Source organism: Desulfurispirillum indicum S5, from assembly GCF_000177635.2.
GTDB classification, from domain to species: Bacteria; Chrysiogenota; Chrysiogenetes; order Chrysiogenales; family Chrysiogenaceae; genus Desulfurispirillum; species Desulfurispirillum indicum.
Genome location: NC_014836.1, coordinates 206,096 through 229,631, shown reverse-complemented (window position 1 = coordinate 229,631; position 23,536 = coordinate 206,096). Strand labels below are relative to the sequence as shown.

General features: G+C 59.5%; 20 protein-coding genes. All 20 read left to right on the top strand.

Going from position 1 to position 23,536, the window contains the following annotated elements; translation table 11 throughout:
* The first annotated feature begins 272 nt into the window (after window positions 1-272).
* Entirely contained in the window at window positions 273-1,841 is a 1,569-nt protein-coding gene (gene cimA / locus SELIN_RS01065; RefSeq protein WP_013504853.1) for a citramalate synthase, read from the top strand.
* 91 nt (window positions 1,842-1,932) lie between these two features.
* A complete protein-coding gene (locus SELIN_RS01060) occupies window positions 1,933-2,226 on the top strand; it encodes a hypothetical protein (RefSeq protein ID WP_013504852.1) in 294 nt (97 codons plus the stop codon).
* A 2-nt stretch (window positions 2,227-2,228) separates the two neighbouring features.
* On the top strand, window positions 2,229-2,897 hold the full coding sequence (locus SELIN_RS01055) for an HAD-IB family phosphatase (RefSeq protein ID WP_049871065.1): 669 nt from the start codon (window positions 2,229-2,231) through the stop codon (window positions 2,895-2,897).
* Complete coding sequence (locus tag SELIN_RS01050) at window positions 2,894-3,943, top strand: iron-containing alcohol dehydrogenase family protein (protein ID WP_013504850.1); 1,050 nt, start codon at window positions 2,894-2,896, stop codon at window positions 3,941-3,943. Before SELIN_RS01055 ends, SELIN_RS01050 begins: the two co-directional genes overlap by 4 nt.
* Before the next feature lie 159 nt (window positions 3,944-4,102).
* On the top strand, window positions 4,103-6,619 hold the full coding sequence (locus SELIN_RS01045) for a glycogen/starch/alpha-glucan phosphorylase (RefSeq protein WP_013504849.1): 2,517 nt from the start codon (window positions 4,103-4,105) through the stop codon (window positions 6,617-6,619).
* The gene (locus SELIN_RS01040) at window positions 6,616-7,458 is read left to right on the top strand and encodes a universal stress protein (RefSeq protein WP_013504848.1); all 843 of its coding nucleotides are present in this window, start codon (window positions 6,616-6,618) and stop codon (window positions 7,456-7,458) included. Before SELIN_RS01045 ends, SELIN_RS01040 begins: the two co-directional genes overlap by 4 nt.
* A gap of 46 nt (window positions 7,459-7,504) precedes the next feature.
* Window positions 7,505-9,550 carry a glycoside hydrolase family 57 protein gene (locus SELIN_RS01035; protein ID WP_013504847.1) on the top strand — a complete coding sequence of 682 codons (2,046 nt, stop codon included), beginning with the start codon at window positions 7,505-7,507 and terminating at the stop codon, window positions 9,548-9,550.
* Between the two features lie 117 nt (window positions 9,551-9,667).
* The gene (locus SELIN_RS01030; protein WP_013504846.1) at window positions 9,668-10,642 is read left to right on the top strand and encodes a type IV pilus biogenesis protein PilM; all 975 of its coding nucleotides are present in this window, start codon (window positions 9,668-9,670) and stop codon (window positions 10,640-10,642) included.
* On the top strand, window positions 10,639-11,307 hold the full coding sequence (locus tag SELIN_RS01025; RefSeq protein WP_013504845.1) for a hypothetical protein: 669 nt from the start codon (window positions 10,639-10,641) through the stop codon (window positions 11,305-11,307). The genes SELIN_RS01030 and SELIN_RS01025 overlap by 4 nt, the downstream gene beginning before the upstream one ends.
* A complete protein-coding gene (gspM, locus tag SELIN_RS01020; RefSeq protein ID WP_013504844.1) occupies window positions 11,304-11,966 on the top strand; it encodes a type II secretion system protein GspM in 663 nt (220 codons plus the stop codon). The genes SELIN_RS01025 and gspM overlap by 4 nt, the downstream gene beginning before the upstream one ends.
* Window positions 11,963-12,289: a hypothetical protein gene (locus tag SELIN_RS01015; protein WP_013504843.1), complete on the top strand. Its 327-nt coding sequence runs from the start codon at window positions 11,963-11,965 to the stop codon at window positions 12,287-12,289. Before gspM ends, SELIN_RS01015 begins: the two co-directional genes overlap by 4 nt.
* On the top strand, window positions 12,265-13,785 hold the full coding sequence (locus tag SELIN_RS01005) for a type II secretion system protein GspD (protein ID WP_013504842.1): 1,521 nt from the start codon (window positions 12,265-12,267) through the stop codon (window positions 13,783-13,785). Before SELIN_RS01015 ends, SELIN_RS01005 begins: the two co-directional genes overlap by 25 nt.
* Before the next feature lie 2 nt (window positions 13,786-13,787).
* Window positions 13,788-14,972: an SH3 domain-containing protein gene (locus tag SELIN_RS01000; RefSeq protein ID WP_013504841.1), complete on the top strand. Its 1,185-nt coding sequence runs from the start codon at window positions 13,788-13,790 to the stop codon at window positions 14,970-14,972.
* A complete protein-coding gene (locus SELIN_RS00995) occupies window positions 14,972-16,789 on the top strand; it encodes a GspE/PulE family protein (protein ID WP_013504840.1) in 1,818 nt (605 codons plus the stop codon). Before SELIN_RS01000 ends, SELIN_RS00995 begins: the two co-directional genes overlap by 1 nt.
* Window positions 16,790-16,793: 4 nt before the next feature.
* Complete coding sequence (locus tag SELIN_RS00990; RefSeq protein ID WP_013504839.1) at window positions 16,794-18,053, top strand: type II secretion system F family protein; 1,260 nt, start codon at window positions 16,794-16,796, stop codon at window positions 18,051-18,053.
* A gap of 2 nt (window positions 18,054-18,055) precedes the next feature.
* Window positions 18,056-18,484 (top strand): prepilin-type N-terminal cleavage/methylation domain-containing protein, encoded by a 429-nt coding sequence (locus SELIN_RS00985; protein ID WP_013504838.1) that lies wholly within the window; start codon window positions 18,056-18,058, stop codon window positions 18,482-18,484.
* A gap of 44 nt (window positions 18,485-18,528) precedes the next feature.
* A complete protein-coding gene (locus tag SELIN_RS00980) occupies window positions 18,529-19,635 on the top strand; it encodes an Ig-like domain-containing protein (RefSeq protein ID WP_013504837.1) in 1,107 nt (368 codons plus the stop codon).
* Window positions 19,636-19,647: 12 nt separating this feature from the next.
* Window positions 19,648-20,052, top strand: coding sequence for a type II secretion system protein (locus SELIN_RS00975; RefSeq protein ID WP_013504836.1), 405 nt, complete (start codon window positions 19,648-19,650; stop codon window positions 20,050-20,052).
* The gene (locus SELIN_RS13630; RefSeq protein ID WP_013504835.1) at window positions 20,049-20,591 is read left to right on the top strand and encodes a PulJ/GspJ family protein; all 543 of its coding nucleotides are present in this window, start codon (window positions 20,049-20,051) and stop codon (window positions 20,589-20,591) included. The genes SELIN_RS00975 and SELIN_RS13630 overlap by 4 nt, the downstream gene beginning before the upstream one ends.
* 10 nt (window positions 20,592-20,601) lie before the next feature.
* Window positions 20,602-23,484: a LamG domain-containing protein gene (locus tag SELIN_RS00965; protein WP_013504834.1), complete on the top strand. Its 2,883-nt coding sequence runs from the start codon at window positions 20,602-20,604 to the stop codon at window positions 23,482-23,484.
* The last annotated feature ends 52 nt before the right edge of the window (window positions 23,485-23,536 follow it).

Here is a 23,536-nt window from a genome sequence, read left to right as displayed (position 1 = left end):
AAATTGCGGTCTGCACTGCGAATAGTAAGCCCTTGAGCCACAAGGAATTCAGGAGGAGTGAGATCCGAACTTCCTGTACACCAGGCGTTCATAACCCCCAGAACTCCCCTCGCTTCGCCCTTTTGAAACTTTGCACAAACTGCGTCCCTCACCATGGTCAGCAATATTTCTGGTAAATTGTAACGGCGTTTGCCTTAGTCATTGATATTCACTCCTGCCTGTGGTAACTCTCCTGAACTACAGAAATCATAACTTTTCAAAGAGGGAACACCATGGACGTAAAACTTTACGACACAACCCTGCGTGATGGCACCCAGTCGGAGGATATCTCTTTCACGGTTGAAGATAAATTGCATGTGGCTCAGCTGCTTGACGACTTCGGTATTCACTATATTGAAGGCGGCTGGCCCGGCTCCAACCCCAAGGATATTGAGTTCTTCCACGCGGTAAAGAAGCTTAACCTGAAGAATGCCCGCATCAGCGCTTTCGGTTCCACCCGTCGTGCCAAACTGACGTGCGAGGAAGATCCCAACATCCAGGCGCTGCTGGAGAGTCAGGCTCCGGTGGCCTGCATTTTTGGCAAAACATGGGATTTCCATGTGACCACGGCACTGCAGATCAGCCTGGAGCAGAATCTGGAGATCATCGAGGACTCCCTGGCCTACCTGAAGAAGAATGTGGAGGAGGTCTTCTACGACGCCGAGCACTTCTTTGACGGCTACAAGGCCAATCCGGAATACGCCATCAAGACTCTGCTGGCGGCCCAGCGCGGTGGGGCCGAGACCATCGTGCTGTGCGATACCAACGGCGGCACGCTGCCCTTTGAGCTGGGGGCGATCATCGAGGAAGTAAAGAAGCACATCAGCGTGCCCCTGGGCATCCACTGCCACAACGACAGCGAGCTGGCGGTGGCCAACTCCATCACGGCGGTGAAGCACGGTATCACCCAGGTGCAGGGCACTATCAACGGGTTTGGCGAGCGCTGCGGCAATGCCAATCTCATCAGCATCATCCCGAACCTGAAGCTGAAGATGGGCCTTGACTGTGTCAGCGATCAGGGTCTGCGCAAGCTCAACCACCTGAGCCATTCGGTGCGGGAGCTGGCCAACCTGGGTGAGTGGAAGAACCAGCCCTACACGGGCAAGAGCGCCTTTGCCCACAAGGGCGGTATCCACGTTTCCGCCATTCTCAAGAACCCCGAAACCTACGAGCATATTGCCCCCGAGGTGGTGGGCAACAAGCGCCGCGTGCTGGTCAGCGACCTCAGTGGCCGCTCCAATATCCAGTACAAGATCGAGGAGATGGGGCTGGATATCGATATGAACGACCCCAGCGTCCAGGAAGTGGTGCAGAAGATCAAGGATCTGGAGAATCAGGGTTACGCCTACGAAGGAGCCGAAGCCAGTATGGAACTGCTGCTGCAGAAGTCCCGTGGCAACCTGCCCGAGTACTTCAAGCTGCGCGGCTACCGTGTGGTGGACGAGCGGCGCGAGCAGGACGCCGAGCCCATCAGCGAGGCCACAGTGCGCCTGGAAGCTCCCAACAATGAGGTCTATCACACGGCTGCCATGGGCGATGGTCCGGTAGACGCCCTCAACAGCGCCCTGCGCAAGGCGCTGATTCAATTCTACCCCATCCTGGACGAGGTCACCCTGGTGGATTACAAGGTGCGCATCCTGAACACTACCGTGGGCACCAAGGCCAAGACCCGTGTCCTGATTGAATCCACCGATGGCAAAAGCACTTGGTCAACGGTGGGCGTCCACTGCGACATCATTCGTGCATCCTACCTGGCACTGGTGGACTCCATCCGCTATAAGTTGTATAAAGAAAAAATCTGATCCGACCACAACAGGATATTTCCCTTCAGGCTGGGGCGCTTTTCGTGCTCCAGCCTGAAGCTTTTCCGAAAAACTCTCCAGGAAGGCCCCCATGCCCAACACTGCCGAAGAAGAACGCATTGCCGAGCAGCTGGAAGCCATAGGCGTCCAGCTGGGCACATATACCACCATCTACCTGATCCTGGCCGGAATTACGGCTGTCTTTGCCCTGGTCTACTCCCTGCGCCAGGGGCGCACCGATGTGGGCATGGCTCTCTTTCTCAGCCTGGCCCTCGGGCTGTTCTGGCCAGTGACTCTTATCCTCTTTGTGCGCAAGGTGTTTTTCCATCAGGAAATTCCCAACAAGCCCGTGTATCGCAAACCATGGGAGAAGTGGCAGAAGTAACGGTGAAGACCTTCCCGGAGCACATATTTATCAGCGATTTCGATGGCACCATCACCCGGCGCGACTTCTTCCGCGTCGCCCTGGAACAGCTTCCCGCTGAGTGCGGGCGCTGGTGGCAGGCCTACGAGGATGGCCGCCTGGGGCACTTTGAGGCCCTGGCGCGCACCTTCGCTGAACTGCGTATCAGCCTGGACCAGATGGATGAGCTGCTGCGCGCCATGGAGCCGGAACCAGAGCTGGCCCACTGCTGCGGACAGCTGGAGCAGAACCGCTGGCAGCTGGTCATCGCTTCGGCTGGTTGCGCCTGGTATATCCAGCGCCTGCTGAGTCAGCACCAGGTAAACCCGACCATCTATGCCAATCCGGGCACCTTCAGCCCATCCCATGGACTGAGAATGACGCTTCCCGCAGGCGAGTTTTTCACCTGCCCGACAACGGGCGTCGACAAGGAAGCCATCGCCCGTCACTATCTGGAACGCGGCTGCACCATCGCCTTCGCCGGAGACGGACGACCCGATCTGAAACCAGCGCTGCTGGCTCCCCCTCACCTGCGCTTTGCCCGCGGCTGGCTGGCCGAGGAGCTGACCCGCCGCCAGGAGGGTTTTCTTCCCTTTGAACGCTGGGCCGAGGTGGTCACCCACCTGCCCGATTCGGCAGCACAACCCACATGAACAGCACCAGTATCACCATTCCCGGCCTGGTACGCATCAAACCCGGAGCCCTGGAGCGGCTGGGCATCTACTGCCAACGCCAGGGATTCGGTCGCGTGGCCATCGTTATGAGCGCCGACCTGCCCGCTGCTCTGACGTCGGCGCTGAAAAGCTCCCTGGAAAGCGCCGATATTCACATCCTCTTCAGGCAGGAGGCCGCGGAGCCTGACTTCGACGAGGCTCGCGATATCTTTGCGGCCCTGCCGTCACAGGCAGACGCGATCATTGGCTTTGGGGGAGGCAAGGCCCTGGATGTGGCCAAATTCGCGGCTGCCCTGGCCCGGAAACCCTACCTGAGTGTCCCCACATCCCTTTCCAACGACAGCTTTGCCAGCCCGGCAGTCAGCCTGCTGCTCAGGGGAGCGAAACGCTCTCTGAATGCCACCATGCCCTTCGGAGTCATCATCGACACCCAGGTCTGCCTGGGCGCTCCCCGCCAGCTGTGGCACTCCGGCGTCGGCGACCTGTCAGCCAAGCTGACGGCGGTGCGCGACTGGAAGCTGGCCTTCCACGCGACAGGCGAAAAAGTGAACGATTTTGCGGCTCTGCTTTCCGATGCCACTGTTTTCCAGTTTCTGGCGCGTCCTGCCCACGACCTGCAGGGAGTGCGCCTGCTGGGCACTGCCCTGATGCAGAGCGGTATTGCCATGGAAATCTGCGGCTCGTCGCGCCCGGCCAGCGGCAGTGAGCACCTCATCAGCCACGCCCTGGATCGCATGGCTCCCCAACAGCACCTGCATGGCATTCAGGTGGGTGTGGCCACCTATATTGTGGCTCACCTCCAACGCAACGAACACCTGTGCGCCCTGGCCGGGCTCTTTGAGCATACCGGCTTCTGGGAAAGCGCCGCCAGCAGTGGCCTGAACCGCCAGCAGTGGCAGGAGGCAATAGCCCTGGCACCCCGTATCAAGCCAAATTTCCATACCATTCTCTCCCAGCGTGACTGGTGGCCGGAAATCGCCCACTTGCTGGAGCATGACCCCTGGCTGCGCGCCTGCTTCGCGTAGCAAGAAGCTACATTCCTCGGTTGAAAGTGTATTTTGTTGCGCCACCCCGGCTCATCCTGGCGTTTCCCTGCTTGCCACCTGACTCTAACCCAGCTATACTTCATTATTTCCATCATATGGTCTGCCATATAACTCAGCGATCACGCCGGAGGTGATTCCATGCCGTCGCGACCCGTCTCCACTTACAAACCCTTGTGCCAATCCGATGACAAGGACAGCCTGAAGAACGATATCCAACGCCACGTGATCTCCTCGCTGGGCAATGACTACGATCCACCCCGTCCCTACCCCTACTACAAGGCACTGGCATATGCCGTGCGCGATCGCATGGTGGATCGCTGGATCTATACCCAGCGGCGTTACCACGAGTCCAAGGCCAAGCGGGTCTACTACCTCTCCCTGGAGTTTCTGCCGGGGCGCTTCCTGAAAAACAACATCTACAATCTGAATATGGATCAGTGCAGCCGTCAGGCGGTGGCCGAATTCGGCTTTGACCTGGAGGATCTGTCCGAGCTGGAATGGGATGCCGGCCTTGGCAATGGCGGCCTGGGTCGCCTGGCTTCGTGCTTCCTGGACTCCATGGCCGCTCTGCAGATTCCCGGCCACGGCTACGGCATCCGCTACGATTACGGCATCTTCTTCCAGACCCTCTCCAATGGCCACCAGATTGAAAAATGCGACAACTGGCTGCGCAACGGGAACCCCTGGGAATTCGAGCGACCGGAAAATCTCTATGAGGTTCAGTTTGGCGGGCACACCGAGGCGTACCAGGACGAAAATGGCAAAACCAGCTTCCGCTGGGTAGGTACCGATAATATCATGGCCATGGCCTGCGACACCCTGATTCCCGGTTACGACAACGGCCATGTCATCAACATGCGCCTGTGGGCTGCCAAGTCCAGCCGCGAGTTCAACCTGGAGTTCTTCAACATGGGCAACTATGTGGGCGCGGTGGAAGACCGCATTCACAGCGAGACCATTTCCAAGGTTCTCTACCCCAATGACAGTGTGGATCAGGGACGCGAGCTGCGACTGCGCCAGCAGTACTTCTTTGTCTCCGCCACCTTCCAGGATATTCTGCGCCGCCATAAGAAGCATATCGCCTGCTGGAGCGAGTTCCCCGACCACGTGGCCGTTCAGCTCAACGATACCCACCCCTCCATCGCCGTGGCCGAATTCATGCGCCTGCTCATCGACCAGGAACATCTGGAGTGGAACGAGGCCTGGGACGTATGCGTGCGCACCTTCGCCTACACCAACCACACCCTGCTGCCCGAAGCCCTGGAAACCTGGCCAGCCGCCCTGCTGGGCCGGGTGCTGCCCCGCCATATGGAGATCATCCTGGAAATCAACCGCCACTTTCTGGCCAAGGTTCGTCAGCATTTCCCCGGCCGCGATGACCTGCTGGAAAAACTCTCCATCATCCAGGAGCATCCGGAACGGCGCGTACGCATGGCCCACCTGGCCATTGTGGGCAGCCATACGGTCAACGGCGTATCCGCCCTCCACAGCCGCCTGCTGCAGGAGCGCGTCTTCCCTGAATTCGTGGAGCTGTTCCCCGGCAAAATCAGAAATGTCACCAACGGCATCACCCCCCGCCGCTGGCTTTTGCAGGCCAATCCCGGGCTGGCCGCTCTGATCAGCCAGCACATCGGCACTGGCTGGATCACCCATCTGGATGAGATGAAGAAGCTGGCCCCCATGGTGGATGACCCCGCCTTCCGGGAGGCGTGGCGCAAGGTGAAAAAAGAGAACAAGCAGCGCCTGCTGCGCTATGTGCTGCGCAAGACCGGCATCAACATCGACGAAAGCTCCCTCTTTGATGTCCAGGTGAAGCGCATCCACGAATACAAGCGTCAACTGCTCAATATCATCTATGTCATCTCTCTCTACAACCGCCTGCGCAAAGACCCGTCGTCGGTCACAGTGCCGCGCACCGTTTTCTTCGGCGGCAAGGCCGCCCCCAGCTATGTGGCTGCCAAGCTGGTCATCAAGCTTATCAATTCGGTAGCCGAGGTGGTCAACAACGACCAGAGCATCGACAACAAGCTCAAGATCATCTTTCTCTCCAACTACTGCGTCTCCCAGGCGGAAAAGATCATCCCCGCCGCCGACCTTTCCGAACAGATATCCACTGCCGGCATGGAGGCTTCGGGAACCGGGAATATGAAATTCGCCCTCAACGGGGCCCTCACCATCGGCACCCTGGACGGCGCCAATGTGGAGATCATGGAGGAAGTCGGCCGCGACAACATCTTCATTTTCGGCCTGAAAGCCGAAGAGGTTGCCGAAAAGCGTCGCAGCGGACATAACCCCTGGGACTGCTATCACCAGAATCCTGCCCTGCGCGAGACCCTGGACATGATCCGCGACAACTTCTTCAACCCTGAAGAACCGGGAATATTCCAGCCCCTGCTGCATTCGCTGCTGGAAGGTGGCGACCACTACATGCTGCTGGCCGACTACGCCGACTACGCCGCCACCCAGGAAGCGGTGGATAAGCTCTACCTGGACCAGGATGAGTGGACCAGGCGCAGTATCATCAACAGCATCAATATGGGAAAATTCTCCAGCGATCGCTCCATCGGTGACTACGCCCGCGATATCTGGAAAGTGGAGCCGCTGAGCAGGGCTGACTTCAACGGCAACTGCCCGCTGCCCGGGGAGGACGCGTGAAAAGCATAGTTGCCGCCACCGACCTTTCAGAACGGGGCAACCTGGCGCTGCAGCGTGGCATCTACCTGGCCAGCCAGATGCGCCTGCCCCTGCGCATCCTGCATGTGGTGGACGAAGAGCTGCCAACAAGCATCAGGGAGAGCCTGCAGGAGGAGGCAGTTGGCGTCATTGAGCAGGCACTGGCCGGGCTTGAAAAGCCCGCCGGCACCCCCATTGACATTGTGCAGGGACGAGGCAGCAGCACCATCCGCCAGTACGCCCAGGAGCACGAAGCCGCCTGCATCGTCGTCGGCCGCCACCGGGAAACCACCTTTATGGATATGCTGCGCGGCTCCACCATTGAGCGACTGCTGCGCCATGGCGATCGCCCGCTCTTTATAACCAAGCAACCACCGAAAAGCACCTACGCACGCATCCTCATCGCGGTGGACTTTTCGCCCCACTCGCGTCGGGCGGTGGAGTTCGCCCTGCACAGCTTCCCCACGGCCGAATACTGCCTGACCCACGCCTTCGAGCCCCCCTTTTCCGCCTTCATGGTGGGCGATGAGAGCATGCAGTCCCCCGGCGACCGTCACGAGCGGGAAATGCGCCAGATTATCCACGACGAACTGCGCACCTTTATTTCCACTTTTGATATTTCCACACGCCCCCTGAACCTGCGCGTACAGCCAGGACAGCCACTGCAGGTCATCAAGGAGGAGCTCGGCCGCTTCAAAGCCGATCTGCTGGTGGTGGGAACCCATGGTCGCAGGGGCATCGCTCACGCCCTGCTGGGCAGCGTGGCCGAAAGCCTGCTGAAGGGGGTGGAATGTGATGTGGCGGCGGTGCGGGCCTTCTGAGCACACGCCATCATTTTATCAGCTTGCCAAGCGTAAGGGAGCACCTATGAAAACCGTCCACGTCGCCATCCTCTGGCACATGCACCAGCCCTACTACCGTGACCCCGTTTCGGGGCGCTACGAAATGCCCTGGGTGTTCCTGCACGCCATCAAAGATTATTACGACATGCTCCACCTGGCGACCCACAATGGCTGTCCCTGTACCTTCAACCTGGTTCCCTCCCTGCTCAAGCAGCTGGAGGACTACGCCAGCGGCCAGGCCCACGACAAGATCCTGGAGCTGATCGCCCGCGACCCGGGCCTGCTGAATGACGAGGAACGGCCTCTGCTGCTGCGCTACCTCTTCTACGCCAACGAGCGGCACATGATCGGGCCGCTGCCGCGCTACCGGGAATTCCTGGAACGCAAGAAAGCGGGGCGGGATAACTTCAACGCCGATGAGATCCTCGACCTGCAGGTGCTGTTCCTGCTGGCCTGGAGCGGCAATGAACTGAAGAAGGAGCCGCTGGTGGCGGAGCTGGTGCGCAAGGGCCGCCACTTCACCCACCAGGATAAACAGCGGCTTATGGCCCTGCAGCTGGAGTTTGTGGCACGCATCATCCCCGCCTATCGTCAGGCGGTTGCCGACGGCCTGATTGAGATCAGCGCCACCCCCTTCTACCACCCGATCCTGCCCCTGCTCATCAACATGGAACGGGCACGGGAAGCCATGCCAGGCAGCACCTTTCCCGCCATTGCCAATGAGCTTTTCGCCAAGGACGCGACTCAGCAGGTGCGCATGGCCAGAGAGTACATGGAGAAACTGGGCTTTGCCATCCAGGGCTTCTGGCCCTCCGAAGGCAGTGTCAGCCCGGAGGTCGCCCGCCTGTTCCACCAGGAAGGGGTTCAGTGGATCTGCACCGATGAGGAGATTCTGGGACGCAGCCTGGGGCACCTGGAGCGGCGGGACATCTCTCAGGTCTATACATACGAAGGGGTCAGGCTGCTGTTCCGCGACCGGGAACTGAGCGATCTGGTGGGCTTCAACTACAGCGCCTGGAATCAGACCGATGCGGCCCACGACCTGATTGGCCGTCTGGAGCGCATTGCCGATACGCTGCCCGATGGCGGCATTATCCCCATATTCCTTGATGGCGAAAATGCCTGGGAGCATTACGCCGAAGATGGCAGATACTTTCTCAGCAGCCTTTACCAGCAGCTGCGTCAGCACCCTCTCCTGAAGCCCGCCACCATCTCGGAGTGCCTGGAGCACCACGAGGCCAGGCCCCTGCCCAGGCTGCACTCCGGCTCCTGGATCTATGCGTCATTTTCCACCTGGGCGGGCCATCACGAAAAAAATCGTGCCTGGGAGCTGCTCAACGCCACGCGCCTGTTTCTGGAGAAAAGTGATCCCGACCAGCGCAACGCCAAAGCCTGGGAGGCCATCATGGCCGCCCAGGGCAGCGACTGGTTCTGGTGGCTGGGCGATGACCAGCACAGCGAGCTGAAGGATCTGTTCGATCTGCTCTTCCGCGAACACCTGATCACGGTCTACCGCAGCCTGGACCAGAATCCGCCATCCAACCTGTTCACTCCCATACGGCAACAGAGATTCAAAAGCCCCCACAAGGCACCCACCAGCGCCATTCATCCCATTGTGGACGGCAGGACCGACTCATTTTTCTCCTGGCTGGGCGCTGGCTATATCGACCTGCGCGCCAACCAGAGCATGCACCGCAAGCAGAACATCCGGGGGCTGCAATACGGCTACGCTGCCGATGGCCAGACCCTCTACCTGAAAGTGCTGTGTCATGAGATCCCGCAGGATGCCTCCCACAGCCTGGAGCTGCTGGCAGGCACCACCGCCTACGCCACCATCCCTTTTCACACCGGTGGACACACCAGCCAGCCACACATCCACAGTGCGGTGGAAAACGAGGTGGAGATTGCCATCCCCACCCAGGCCCTGGAGCAGCACGCAGACGGCGACACGCATTTCACCCTTACCTTTATCCACCACAGCAGCCATGGGGAAATTGAGCGCACGCCACCCCACGGGCCGGCATTTCTGGAAAAAGGGCAGGATCTGCTGCTGAAGAACTGGGTGGTCTGAAAATCAGTATCGCCCCACCCTCCTTGGAACGACGCGAAAAAACAGTTGCACTTATGTTCGTTCTTGTGCGAATATCAATTGTAACATTTTAGCGAACTATCGCTCCGGAGTGTCTCATTGCTTCAAAGCTTCTTTTTCAAAAAACAAGCTGACTCCCAGTCACTTTTTGCAACAGAATTTTCGCCACAAGGCGTATCGATTGCCGAGATAGAACAAGAACCCGAAGCAAGTCGACTGACCCACTGCGCTTTCCTGGAGTCACCCCAGAAGCAGCAGGTACAGCTGCTCCGCGAGCATGTGCAGCGCCACGCCCTGCAGGGCAGGCCCTGCTCCGTTGTCTTGCATCCGAGCCAGTACCAGCTGCTCTTTCTTGACCGGCCCGAAGAGATTCCTGACGACGAGCTGGCTGAAGCACTGCGCTGGCGCATCAAGGATCTGTCGCAGATACCCATGGCGGAAGCCGTGCTGGAGGTGATCACCCTCCCCGCCGACGCGTTCCGGGGCCGCATGCAGATGGTGTATGTGGTGGTTGCCCACCGCAAAACCATTGAGGAGAAGGCAGAGGCCATCAAGTACTGCGGGCTGCACCTGCAGGCTATAGATATTGGCGAAATGGCCCTGCGCAACATCGGCCTGCTGCTCCCCCAGCGGCAGCAGGGATTCGGCATTGTGCGCGTGGAAGACGAGGGGGGAACCATCAACCTGATGGAAAAAGAGGCCCTCTACCTGAGCCGCCGTATCGAAAATGGCTTGCTCTCCCTGCAGCCAGACCAGGCCGAACCCCGCGAGGTGGATCCCAACTTCGCCTTTTTCCAGACGGTGGATAGCCCTGCGGAAGCCCTGCTGCTGGAACTTCAGCGCTCACTTGATTACTATGAAAGCCAGCTTGGCAAGGGCAGCATAGCCAGACTGCACTTCACTCCCCTGGACGCCGACCTCCCCCTGGAGTTCCTGCAGGAGCGCCTGGGCATTCCCGTCGAAGTCATGCAACTGAACCACTTTCTGCAGGCAAGCGAACCCTGGCCCCTGAAACTTCAACAGCGCTGCATTCGCGCCATTGGCGGAGCACTGCGCCAACGGGAGCAGGCATGAGACAGGAGATAAATCTCTACCAGGAGCAGTTCAGGCCCAAACCCATCGCCTTCCCTGCCAGGCGTATCGCCGTGATAGCCGGACTGGCTCTGCTGACATTGATATGCATCAGTCTGCTGCAAGCGTTCTCCCTTCAGCAAAGCCGTGCGGAACTGTTGAAGGCCCAGGCAGCAGTACAGGGAGCAGAGCAGAAGCTGATAGCCTACCTCACCCAGTATCCAAAACCCCAACCGGATGCCCAGTTGCCCGAACGCATTGCCCAGCTGGAAAAGACCATCGCCTATCAGAACAGTCTGATCAGCGCCCTGACCCTGGACATCGACTCTGGCGCAAGGGGATTCTCCCCCTTCCTTTCCGCCATGGCCCGCCAGACCGTTCCCCAGGTGTGGCTGACCCAGATTTATCTCTACGACGGAGGCCGGCAGATGGCCCTGCGGGGAGAGACCCTCGACCCTGGCAAAATGCCATTGCTGCTGACCGCCTACTCCCGTGAGGAGATTTTTCGGGGTCTGGATTTTGAAGCCTTCTCCATGGAACGCAGCCAGCATGATCCAGCCATCGCGCAGTTCACCCTTGGGACACCCCGGCCCTCCCGGATTCTGAGCCTCACCAACATGACACCATTGCAGCGATTCCAGATGCGTTCCCAGGGAGAGACGCCATGAAGATACTCCGCAACCTCAGCGACCTGGCACAGCGCCTTGACCAGCGTACCCCCCGGGAACGGGCCATGGTATTAGCGGTTCTGGTTCTCGTTCTGCTGTTGGCCTGGCACACCGGCATGGCAAAACCTCTCCAGCAGCGCATTGAGCAGAACCGCCAGCAATCCCGCGATCTCCTGGCCAACGCGGCCCATATGGAGCAACAGGCGCAGCAGGTCCGTCAGGCGCATATGAACGATCCAGACCACGCCCTGCGGACCAGGGCCAGTGAACTCACCCAGCAGTCCCGGCTCCTGGAAGAGCGCATTCAGCACGCCATGGAGCATATGGTGGAACCACGGAAAATGCCGGTACTGCTGCGCGACCTGCTGGCCCGCCAGAACGACATCACCCTGCTGCGCCTGGAGAGTATTGCCGGCGCACCCTTTCACCCTGCCGCTCAGGAAGTCAGCTCCCGCGCGACCCGCACCTATCGCCACGGTCTGCGCATGGAGCTCAAGGGCACCTACATGAGTCTGCTGCGATACCTGGAGACAGTGGAAGAGCTGCCATGGCACTTCATCTGGCACACCATCGAGTACCAGGTCACCGACCATCCCGAAGCCATCATCTATCTGGAAATCTACACCATCGGCACCCAGCAGAAATGGATCGGCGTATGACAACACGTATTCTCTGGACCATGCTGCTGGTTCTGTGCCTGTGCGCCACCACCTGGGCCCGGCACCTGAGCGATCCCACCCGACCCTGGAAGCCGAGTGAACAGACGCCGGCGCCAACAGCCCTTGAGACTCAGGACAAGACAAGCCAGCCCAAGGCCGTCGACTTCGTCTTCATCGGACATCAGTCATGGGCCATGATCAACGGCAAGCGCTACCAGGTAGGCGACTTCTTCGATAACGGCCACATCATCAGTATAGATACGACCCATATCACCATGGAAAATATCAGGGGGCACCGATGGAATATTCCGGTAAAGCGTTAAGAGCACTCGTCATCTTCGTATTCCTCATGGCTATCGCTGGCTGCGCCGCCCAGCGCCCCGGCGGTCCGCCCCCAGAACTGCCTTCCCAGCGCCAGGGCGCGATGCCCAGCTTTGATGACTCCTTTGCCCAAAGCGAGTCTCCCCGTCCCGTCAGCCCCCAGGAGCTGCCGCCTCTGGTCATCCCCTCGCCCTACCAGACGATATCGCCCTTTGACGGCGCGCCACCGGTATCGCTGCAGCTTTTTGATGCTCCGCTGCGGGAGGTACTGGCCACGGTGGCGGAAGACGCTGGCCTCAATGTGGTTTTCCATCAGGGAGTACCCCAGGCTTTCCCCCTGAGCCTGACCCTTGACCGCACTCCCGTGGAAGAAGCGCTGGAAATTATCATGGACATCAGCGGCTGCTACTATCAGCTGCGCGGGCAGACCCTCCATGTTCACCGCTTTGTCACCAGAACCTTCAATATCCCCTATGTCAATACGCGATCATCATTTGTGTCAAATCTTGGTGGTGACGTGCTGGGAGGCAGCGGCACCGGTGCCAACTACCGTGGCGAGTTCTCCATGCGCTACGACAATCCCGAAGAGATGAACGACTTCTCCCTGCACATCCAGGAGAATGTGGAAAAACTCCTTTCCGAGGAGGGGCGCTATGTTCTCAACCGCTTCAGCGGTGTTCTGAACGTCACTGATCACCACCCCAATGTGCAGAATATCGAACTGATGCTGGAGCGAATCCTGGAACACTCCTTCAAACAGGTGCTCATCGAAGCCCAGATCTTTGAAGTGGTGCTCAACGACAGCCACTCCCTGGGTATTGACTGGACCAACGCCTTCAGCGCTGGCAGTGGAGTTGGCATCATCGGCCAGGCAACAGGTGGTTCCTTCGGCCTGCCCGGCGGCGATATGGCCACTGGTGTCGTCCAGTACACCCGTAACAATTTCACGGGGATGCTGCAGGTCATGCGCAATGCCGGCAACCTGGAAGCCCTTTCCAATCCCCGTATCCGGGTCATGAACAGCCAGACGGCCATTATCTCCTCCGGCCGCATAACCCCTTTCTGGACCAAGCGGGTGGACTACAGTGAAGTCGGCGGCCAGATCAACCGCATTGAAACCTACGATCGCCGCGATGTGCTGTCGGGCATCTCCATGGGTGTAACTCCGGTCATCGCCCCCGATGGCTCCATTCTGCTCACGGTGATTCCCGTCTCCACCAACTTCGAAGAGATCGATCAGCAGACTGACAGCAGCGGCGACCTGATCGTTTCGGCACCGGTGGTCAACATGAAGGAAGCGGGCACGATCATCCGCGTGCAGGATAACGACATGGTGGTCATCGGCGGGCTTATCTCCACCTCGACCCGTCGGGAGACCCAGGAAGTAAGCGGCCTTTCCGCCATACCCCTGCTGGGACACCTCTTCCGTGGCAGTCGCGATGTGCAGGAGCGACGCGAACTGGTGATCTTTCTGCGTATCCGTTCCGTGGAGATATGACCATGAGTCGGCCCGGAATTATCACCACCTTGCTGTTTATGGCCTTAAGCTGTGCCGCTGCCCAGGCCGCCACGGATATGCCACGGCAGGCGGTTTCCACGGCCAATATGCTGAACCTGCGTTCAGGGCCCAGCCCTTCCCATAGCATAACCGGCACCCTCGCCCTCCATCAGGAGGTCACCATCATGGAGACTCTCCAAAGCGACGCCGGGTATACCTGGTATCGGGTGCAAACCGAAAATCAGCAGGGATTCGCTTTTGGCAAATACCTGCACCTGCTGCCTCAGGAGCCCCGACAGCCAGTGGCGGGAAAGGTTCAGAGCTATCAGCTCAATGTGCGCAGCATGCCCTCCGCCCAGGGCTCCGTGGTACGGGTTCTGGAGCAAGGTGAGCTGGTAACTGTTGAAAGGGAAATTCCCAACGGGCTCCACGCCCCCTGGTATGAAATCCGCCTTGCACAAGAGCAGCGGGGGTTTGTGTACTCCGCCCATATCACCCTGCAGAGGACCAGCACCTCTGGACCAATGACAGCGACCGTGGCAGAGCCCCCACTGGCCAAAAGTCCAGCGCAAGCCCCCGAGACAACGGCTGTCACTGCTTCGCCAGCGAAATTCATGGCTCCCCGTGAGCGCATGGAACACCTGAACAAAGCCGACCTGTTCTACCGCCAGGGCCGCCTCTACGAAAGCCTGCTGCTCTACAAACATGTGGTGCAGCACAGCCACCCTTCGCGCAGCCTGCTGATCAATATTGTCTATCTGCAGGGGCAGCTTGGGCGCGATGGACACGCCCACGCGTTTATCGACCAGCACCCTGAGCACAAGGCCCTGCTGGCCTACTCCTACGCCATCGGCTTTCTGGAGGGCCAGCGCCCCCTCCATGAGCTCACGTCCTCCCTGCAGCAGTACCTGCCCTCTGATCACAACGGTATGCTCACCTTCCTGCTGGGCTCCATCCGCGAGCAGCAGGGAGAATACGCTGCCGCCCAGCGCCATTACTTCCAGGCCATGGAGCGCGACCCTTCCAGCGCACACTTCCGCTACGCCGCAGCGCGCATGGGTGAACTCAACGGCCAGACCGCGCAGGCGCGGCAGCTCTACCAGAGTGTCGTGCGTTCGGCAAACCAGCAGCTGGCCCAGTACGCCCGCACCCGGCTGCAGCAGCTGGAACCTCCAGGAGTCTGGTGATGAGTGCCCCGAACCGCAAAATCCGCATCGGCGACCTGCTGACCGAGGCGGGATATATTACCGAAGAGCAGCTTGGACAGGCGCTGGAAGAGCAGAAGCGCTCCGGCAAAAAGCTTGGCCATGTCCTGGTGGAAAGTGGCATGGTCAGCGAGGATAAGTTTCTGCGCCTGCTGGCGGAAAAAGCCCGACTCCCCTTTGTGGAGCTCAAGCACTACAAGTTCCGCGAGGAGCAGACCCGCAAGCTGCCGGAAACCCTGGCCCGCCGCTTTCGCGCCATTATCCTCAGTGAGCGCACAGACGGCTTCCTGATCGGTATGGCCGACCCCATGGATATCTTCGCCATGGACGAGATGCAGCGCATCCTCAAGCGGCCGGTCTTTCCCGCCGTGGTGCGGGAATCGGAGCTCATCAGTTCACTGGACAGCGTCTACCGGCGTCAGGAGGACATCTCTTCCATCGCCGAAGAGCTGGAAGACGAGCTCAAGGGGGCCAGCGATTTCGACCTGACAACCCTGATGGGCGGCGGCAAACGCAACACCTCGGAACTGCTGGTGGTACGCCTGCTGCAGTCCATCCTGGAAGACGCCATTCAGGCCAAGGCCTCGGATATTCACATTGAACCCGACGAAAACATCCTGCGCATCCGCCACCGCATCGATGGCATCCTCCATGAGCAGACCATGAAAAAACAGCGCATCGACTCGGCACTGGTCATGCGCCTGAAGATCATGTCCGGCCTGGATATATCGGAAAAACGCATCCCCCAGGATGGACGCTTCAACATCAAAATCCGCGGCCACATGGTGGACGTGCGGGTTTCCACCCTGCCCAGCCAGTACGGAGAAACCGTCGTCCTGCGTATCCTCGACCAGTCCCAGGGGATCTTGCAGCTGGATCGCATCGGCATGCCCGAGGCTATACTGGAGCGCTTTCGCACCCTGATAAAGCGGCCACACGGCATGATTCTGGTCACCGGCCCCACCGGAAGCGGTAAAACCACCACCCTCTACGGTGCCCTCAGCGAACTGAACACGCCGGAAGTCAAGATCATCACCGCCGAAGATCCAGTGGAATATCGCCTGCCCCGCATCACCCAGGTACAGATCAACCCCAAAGTCGGCCTGACCTTCGCCCGTGTCCTGCGCTCTTCCCTGCGCCAGGATCCCGACATCCTCCTGGTAGGGGAAATGCGCGACCAGGAGACCGCGGAAATTGGCCTGAGATCGGCCATGACCGGACACCTGGTGCTCTCGACCCTGCACACCAACGATGCCATCAGCACCGCCACCCGCCTGATCGACATGGGCGCTGAACCCTTCCTGGTGGCCACGGCTCTGCGCGGAATCATCTCCCAGCGCCTGATCCGCTGCATCTGCGAAAACTGCAAGGAAGTCGACACGCCCAGCCCACGGGAGAAGATCTGGATCGAATACCTGACCGGCAAAGCCTTTGACGAACAGACTGCCTACTTCCGGGGCAAGGGCTGCCACCAGTGCAATAACACCGGTTACAGCGGCCGCATGGGTGTCTATGAACTCCTGGAAATGAATGAGCCCATGATGGATGCCCTGCGCCGAAGCGACGGCTCGGCCTTTGCCCGTGCCGCCCGCGAGGACAGCCGCTACTGCCCCCTGGCCCTGTGCGCTCTGGATGCGGCCCAGGCCGGAAAAACCACTATCGACGAAGTGTTTAAGGTCTCCGCTTCCCTGGAAGAGCACCCGGAGCCCTCGGCTGAACCTCCTTCTGCGACGCAGAGCGCTCCATCCATGGTGCCCACGCCCCACATGGCTGAATTGACGGCCCTGAAAGGAGACTAAATCCATGCCGAGCTTCGAGTATACCGGCCGCGGCGCCGGCGGATCACCTGCCACTGGCGTCATGGAAGGCAGCAGTGCCGATGCCGTCGCCACAGAGCTGCTGGCCCAGGGTATCACCCCCGTCAGTATCCTGCCCGCCAGAACCGCAGGCACCGGTACGTCAAAAAATTCCCTGGATATCGGGAAAATTTTCCGCAGTGCCAGGGATTTTTCCACCCGCGAAGGCCAGGTCAAACCCGATGAACTGCTGATGTTCTGCCGTCAGATGTACGCCCTTATCAAGGCGGGGGTGCCCCTGATGCGCACCCTGCACGGACTGGCCGATGCCAGCCACAGCAAGGCCATGCAGAAGGTTCTGCGGGATGTGGCCCACCAGCTGGAGTCGGGCATGTCGCTTTCGGCCAGCATGCAGGTACATTCCCGGGTATTTCCTCCCATCGTCATCAATATGGTGCATATCGGAGAGAATACCGGACAGCTGGATAATGCCTTTTTACAGGTGGCCGCCTACCTGGAGATGGACAAGAACAACAAGAAACGCATCAAACAGGCCACCCGCTACCCCACGGTCATCATTTCGGCCATGGTACTGGCCATCACCGTTATCAACATCATGGTCATCCCCGCGTTCACCCAGGTGTTCGCCCGCATGGGCAGCGACCTGCCACTGGCGACCCGCTTTCTCATCGGCATGTCCAACGCCTTCACCCACTACTGGTGGCTGATGCTCCTGATGGCGCTGCTGGCCTATGCCAGCCTGAAATACTCCCAGCGGACCCCTTCCGGCGCCCTGCTGCTGGATCGCGTCAAACTGAGCATTCCCCTGATAGGGCCGCTGACCGAGCGCATCGTGCTCTCCCGCTTCTGCCGAACCCTGGCCATGATGCTCAGCGCCGGAGTTCCGGCCCTGCAGGCCCTTTCCGCCGTATCCCGCTCCGTAGGCAATCTGTATATCGCCCAATCCATCGATCAGATGCGCCAGAGTATTGAAGGCGGCGAAAGCCTCTCCCGCAGTGCCGCTGCCACCAAGCGCTTTACCCCCATGGTGCTGCAGATGATGGCCGTTGGTGAGGAGACCGGCTCCACCGACACCATGCTGCTGGAAACCGCCGAGTTCTACGATCAGGCCATCGACTACGACCTCAAACGCCTCTCCGATGCTTTGGAACCTATACTGCTGGTATTCATGGGGGCGCTGGTGCTGCTGCTGGCCCTGGGAATCTTCATGCCCATGTGGAGCATGGGCAGCGCCATGGGAAGGTAATCATGCAAAGAGGCTTTACCCTGCTGGAGCTGCTGCTGGTCATGATTATCGTAAGCGTGCTGGGTGGAGTGGCGATCATGAACTGGCCTGGCCAGAATCTGGAGCAGGGGGTGTCGGTCCAGAGGCTGGTCAGCGATATCCGCTACGCGCAACTGCGGGTGATGGCCTGCGAAAACTGCGACCGGGGTGAAATGGTATTCAGCGTCAATCCCCCTGAGTACCGTTTTTTCCTGTACCGCGACGCCACCGCTACCGCTGAAGCATTCGCGGACGGGGAAATGATACGGGATCTTGAGCCAACTGGCCTGAGCTTCAGCGGTACTCTGGGTTTTGACGCTACCTTCGGCGAACCCACCATCAACCTGCCCCCGGACAGCGGCATCTGCGTCTTCCCGGAAACCGGCTATGTGGAAGCGGGACCATGCAGCTAAGCAACACACGAATGCAGAGAACACATCCAAATGGAGGATACGCAATGAATCGAACGGGATATCTCCTCAGCCTGGCACTTCTGCTGCTTGTTGCAGGAGGTTGCGGCAGCGCCGGTACCACGACACTCGTCCAGAATGAAAATATGCAGATCGTCATCTCCACAGACAAAAAGCACATAGCTGCCGACGGCCATGAGAGTGCCACACTGACCATTAGCGCCGTCAGGCTCCCCGATCGTTCTGCTGTTACCAACGCGCCAGCGACGTTTACCACCACCCGTGGCGAGATTTTCACTGAGGATGACACACCGCTGACCAGCAATGGGCAGTCCAGCGATGGGAACTTTTTCCTGAACTTCCCAGCAGCCACCACCGTGAAGCTGCGCTCCTCTGCCACTGGTACCGCCCTGGTCAGCGTGACCATCAACGGCACCACCGCCTCCCTGGAAGTCCGGGCAAACACAACCCCACCACTGGCTGCAGCCCATATGGACTTTGACACAGGGGCAACCTACAACCTGCTTACCGATACGTCCCCCTTGCCAATGCACAAGTTTTACCACGCCCAGAGCGCGGAGCTGCGGGCTTTTCGCGAAGATGGCTATCCTGTCCCGGATCACACCCGATTCGACCTCTTCGTCACCGACACCGTGCTTGTCAGTGGCAATGCCAATGTCAGCACTGGGTATATCACCGACAGCAGCCAGGGGTTCAGCACTCTCGGTGTCGGAGGGAGCGCAATTCGCCAGGGAGATATCCTCCTGCTTCCCGACGCCCCACCGGCCGACCGTATCCGGTTTATCGCGGCCGATCCCGATACCGGCAATGACAGTCAGCTCACGGTTGCGCGCCCTTACACGCAAGCATACGCCAGCCAGCGCTATCTGGTGGTTGCCAGCAGGCTGGGCTCTGAAATCTACGGCATTGATGGCAGTGATAAACTCCCTCCCGGACAGACCGATGGCTCGCAGGCAGGCAGCTCAGCATTTATCTATCAGTACCATCGGGATTACCTTGACCGAGGGTGCCTTGATGGCGGAGGAAATCTGCCTGCGGACCCCAGTGAACGAGTGTACATCCTGGCGCTCAGCCAGGACATCTATCAACACGGTTTTATCAGTGCAGATGGTCTGTTCTGCTTTGCCCCCTAGGAGTTCTGCATCATGGTCAGGCAACCACACCAGCGCGGCTTCTCCCTTCTCGAGTTGCTGGTCTTTATCATCGTCGTCGGACTGGCCGCTGCGGCCATATTGGGAGTATTCGCCCCGGTACTGCAGGGCTCGCCCACCAATGCCGATATCCTGCGACGAACCTACCTGGCCATGGAACGGGTGGAGCTGAGCTACGCCCGGGGCAGCACACAGGATTTTGCCAGCTGGTGCCCCCAGAGTACACCGCTCTGTCAGCCTCTTGACAACAGCGTCATCACTGCGGGCAGCGCGAACTGTTACGCCGATGGCGATGACGCAAACGCGTACCACTGCGACATTTCAGTACAGATCAGCCAGAACAGTGTGAACACAACCATGGTCTTTACGGATATCTACCTCTCACGGGAGGAGCCATGATCGACAGCAGAAACCATCGCGAACAGGGCTTCTCCCTGCTGGAGCTGATCCTCACCATGGTCATCATCGGCATTCTATCTGCCGCTTCGGCTCCCATGGTGGGCAGTGCGATCAATGCCTACTTCACGGCCCGGCAGATGTCCGATGAACTGATGCAGGTCAATATGGCCATGGAGCGCGTCAGCCGTGAACTGCGGGGAGCGCTTGCCATCGATACCAACAGCGACCAGACCACCGTGCGCTTTACCCGACGTTCCGATAGCCAGGAGGTCTGCTTCCGCCTGAACCAGGGCAGAATCTGGCGGCATACGGGCAACTGTGCGAACCCGGGGCATCCGCTCACGGGTGCGGTTTTCGAAGCAGGCTCGACATTTCTCTACGGGAGCTTTGGAACAAACTGCACAAACCCTCAACTGCAAGACAGTGCTGCTGCGCCGCAGAATGCCCACCTGGTTCAGCTGCACCTGACATCGTCCACCTACGGCGCCTTTCGCACCAGCGTCTACGTGAATACCGCTGCCAACCCCTGCCACCTGTAAGGAGTTCACCATGAAGCATGAACTGGCATCCTGCAACGTCAAACACCAGAAGGGTTCACTGCTCATCGTGGCTGTTTTCCTGATTACCGTGGTCGCCGCCATGGGCATTGCGGTCACCTCGGTTTTCAGCGGCACAACGCTGGCCGGACTCGGGATACACCGCGATACCCAGGCAAAGTCCCAGGATCGCTACCGATTTCTCACCGGCACACCACCTGAAGTCATCCGCCCCCTGGGCAACGCGGATCTGATCATCGGGCTGCAGGATGGCTCCGCGCCCCTGACCCCCGAGCAGATACTCCGGCGTACCGGCAATATCATGCTCAGCGAGAACTTCCAGAGCTGGGGTTTTCCCGGTGGACACGCGACTGGATCCAATCCTGAAGCCGGCATCCTGCAGCTGAAGACACCGGGAGCATCCAGCCAGGGCTACACCAGCACCAACCTGCAGCTGTGTGACATGGGAGGCGAAGAGGTGGTTTTCCGCGTCTACTACGATGGACGTGCCGCAGTGCGGGTAAATTCCTTTACCCTGACCATCGGGCTTCACAGCGGAGCCCAGATTGTCCGCCACTTCACGGCGTTCAACCGCTCCAACGGCAATGTCACGGCGGGAATGATCGAGTTCAGCCTCGGCGTCTTCAATCCCGGCCTGGACATCGCTTCGGTCAGGCTGGAGTTCAACTGGCAAAGTACTGGTGATCGTTACCTCATCCTCTCCAACTTCTACCTGGGGCCTGAAAACGGCTGTGGCGATTCCGGCCAGGGAGGACTCGGGCAGCAGGAACTGGTCATTGGCGAGGATGGAGCACTGCTCTTTGGCAATCTGGTAAACGGCGAACCCCTGGCCTACTCCAACCTGCCCGCCCACGCCTGGGTGGAGGAGACGTTTCTCATGGGGGCAGCTGAGCGACCCTTTCGCGCTTTCTTCCGCTTTCAGACCTTCCCCGGCCAGACGGCCAATGACGCGAGAGGCACCCAGGGTGGCTTTACCTTTACCCTCTTCCCGGGCGATCACAACTTTCTCTGCACCAATGCCAGCAAGAGCGGCGACCAGCAGCAGGGATCCCACCTGGGGTTTGCCAATCTGGAGGCGACAGAGGTGAAAATCAATTTTCAACCCGATATCCTGGAAGACTGCGGAAGCAACCTCTGTGCCTGGCACAGCGGCACCAATGCCACCAGCATCAGAAACATGAAGGTTCCGGTGCCCGATGGGTATCTGCCAGACTACAGTGAAACTTTCGGCAATCGCGGCAATGGCTGGCGCTATGGCTGGACCAGTGAATTCTACGGGCCTCCCCGCTATCGTACCACTCTGACCAATCCTGCTGATTCCAATCTGAGCGCAGATGAAAACTTGCGCTGGGATACCTTCAACCATATGGCCCTTGTCTGGGGCACCACCGCCTGGTGGGCCCGTGAGTGGGAACTGGCCCTGCCCAATGGGCAGTATCTGGTGACGCTGGGTGCCGGCGACCCCCGCTATTCCGATCAGGACAACACCATGCTGGTCGAGGGTGTGCGCTTTGCAGACCCCGATCCCTATGCCACAACCCTTGGGACGGGAGGAGATTTTGACCTGTGGAACAATGTGGAGGTGGGCGTCTATGACGGCAGGCTGACAGTGGCACCCGAGGCAGATCGCAATGCCAAGATCAGCTTTATCGAAGTGCGTCCGGCCGGCTGTGATCCTGCGGAGGACAGCCCCCGTATGGCCATCGAATTCGACCTGCACCAGGAAGAACACCTGGGAGATCCGGCGGCCAACCATGTGGCCTTTCTCTCCACAGCCAGTGTGGAGCACGGCGCAACGGGAAATCCCCCGTGCGCCACTGCGACACAGTTTGGCGGCGAAGGCGGGTGCACCTATAATCCTTCCCAGGCCAACTGGCTGGAGTATCAGGCTTCGGCAGGTGTGGAGCCGCACACCTATGCCACCCGTATCGAACTCTCCCGTCAGCAGTGCGATCTGGCTGATCCGGCAAAAAATCTGCTGGTGCTGGTCTGGGTCTGCAATCCAGGAGAAAGCTGCCACAGCGACAGTACCTTCGGGGATGTCACCAGCCCCTACCCACAGTGGAGTCAGAACTCATTTCAGTACTGCACCAGCTTTCCAGAGCAAGAGGGCATCAGCACCGAAGCCCTTTTTCAGCAGCTGAAAGCGGGGTTCACCTTTGCCACCGGCGACATTCCCTTTGGCCTGAAGATTTCCGACCTGGCCATCTACCCCAGTGCCAGGGCCACTGGCAGTCACTGGCCCTTTGATGCCGGCAACCGTGGCCCCGGCATCGTGGTGGGACACTCCTATTCCCCAGACACTCCATCCGGTGCGGGGCAATCCCTGGCTGGCGGCTACACCTTCCTGGAAGACAGCAGCACATTCAACATAGCCACGCAGAACTTCTCCCTGAGTGCCTGGGTCAAACTCAGTGCCATGCCCACCCAGCCACGGGTGATTGCCGGTAAGGGAGGATCCGGCGGCAGCAACGGCTACAGCCTGTTGGTAGACACCCAGGGATATGTCATCTTCCAGGTGCGCGACAGCAACGGCACCATGCGCTCGGTGCGCTCGGAACGCCCCCTGCAACTGGGGGAGTGGGAGCATCTCGCGGGTATTTTGCAGCGGGCCAATCCCGAGCACAGCACCGTGGCAAATCAGCTGCGTCTCTACCTCGGTGGCAACCGTCAGCTGGGAGAAACAAGCGGTTCCAGCCATGACCTCCACGGCCGCAGCCTGCACACGCCGAGCCTGTTCGCCATCGGCAATGTCCATGATGGAAATATGTTCAGCGCAGCGACCTTTCCCGGGCTTATCGACGAGGTCCGCATCTACCCGGATTTTGTCCTGTACAACGCCACCATACGGGATATGTACACCAACCGCTGGTAAACATTCCGCCCACGAAAAGTTTCCCCCGGAACGCAAAGAGACTTGCGACAAG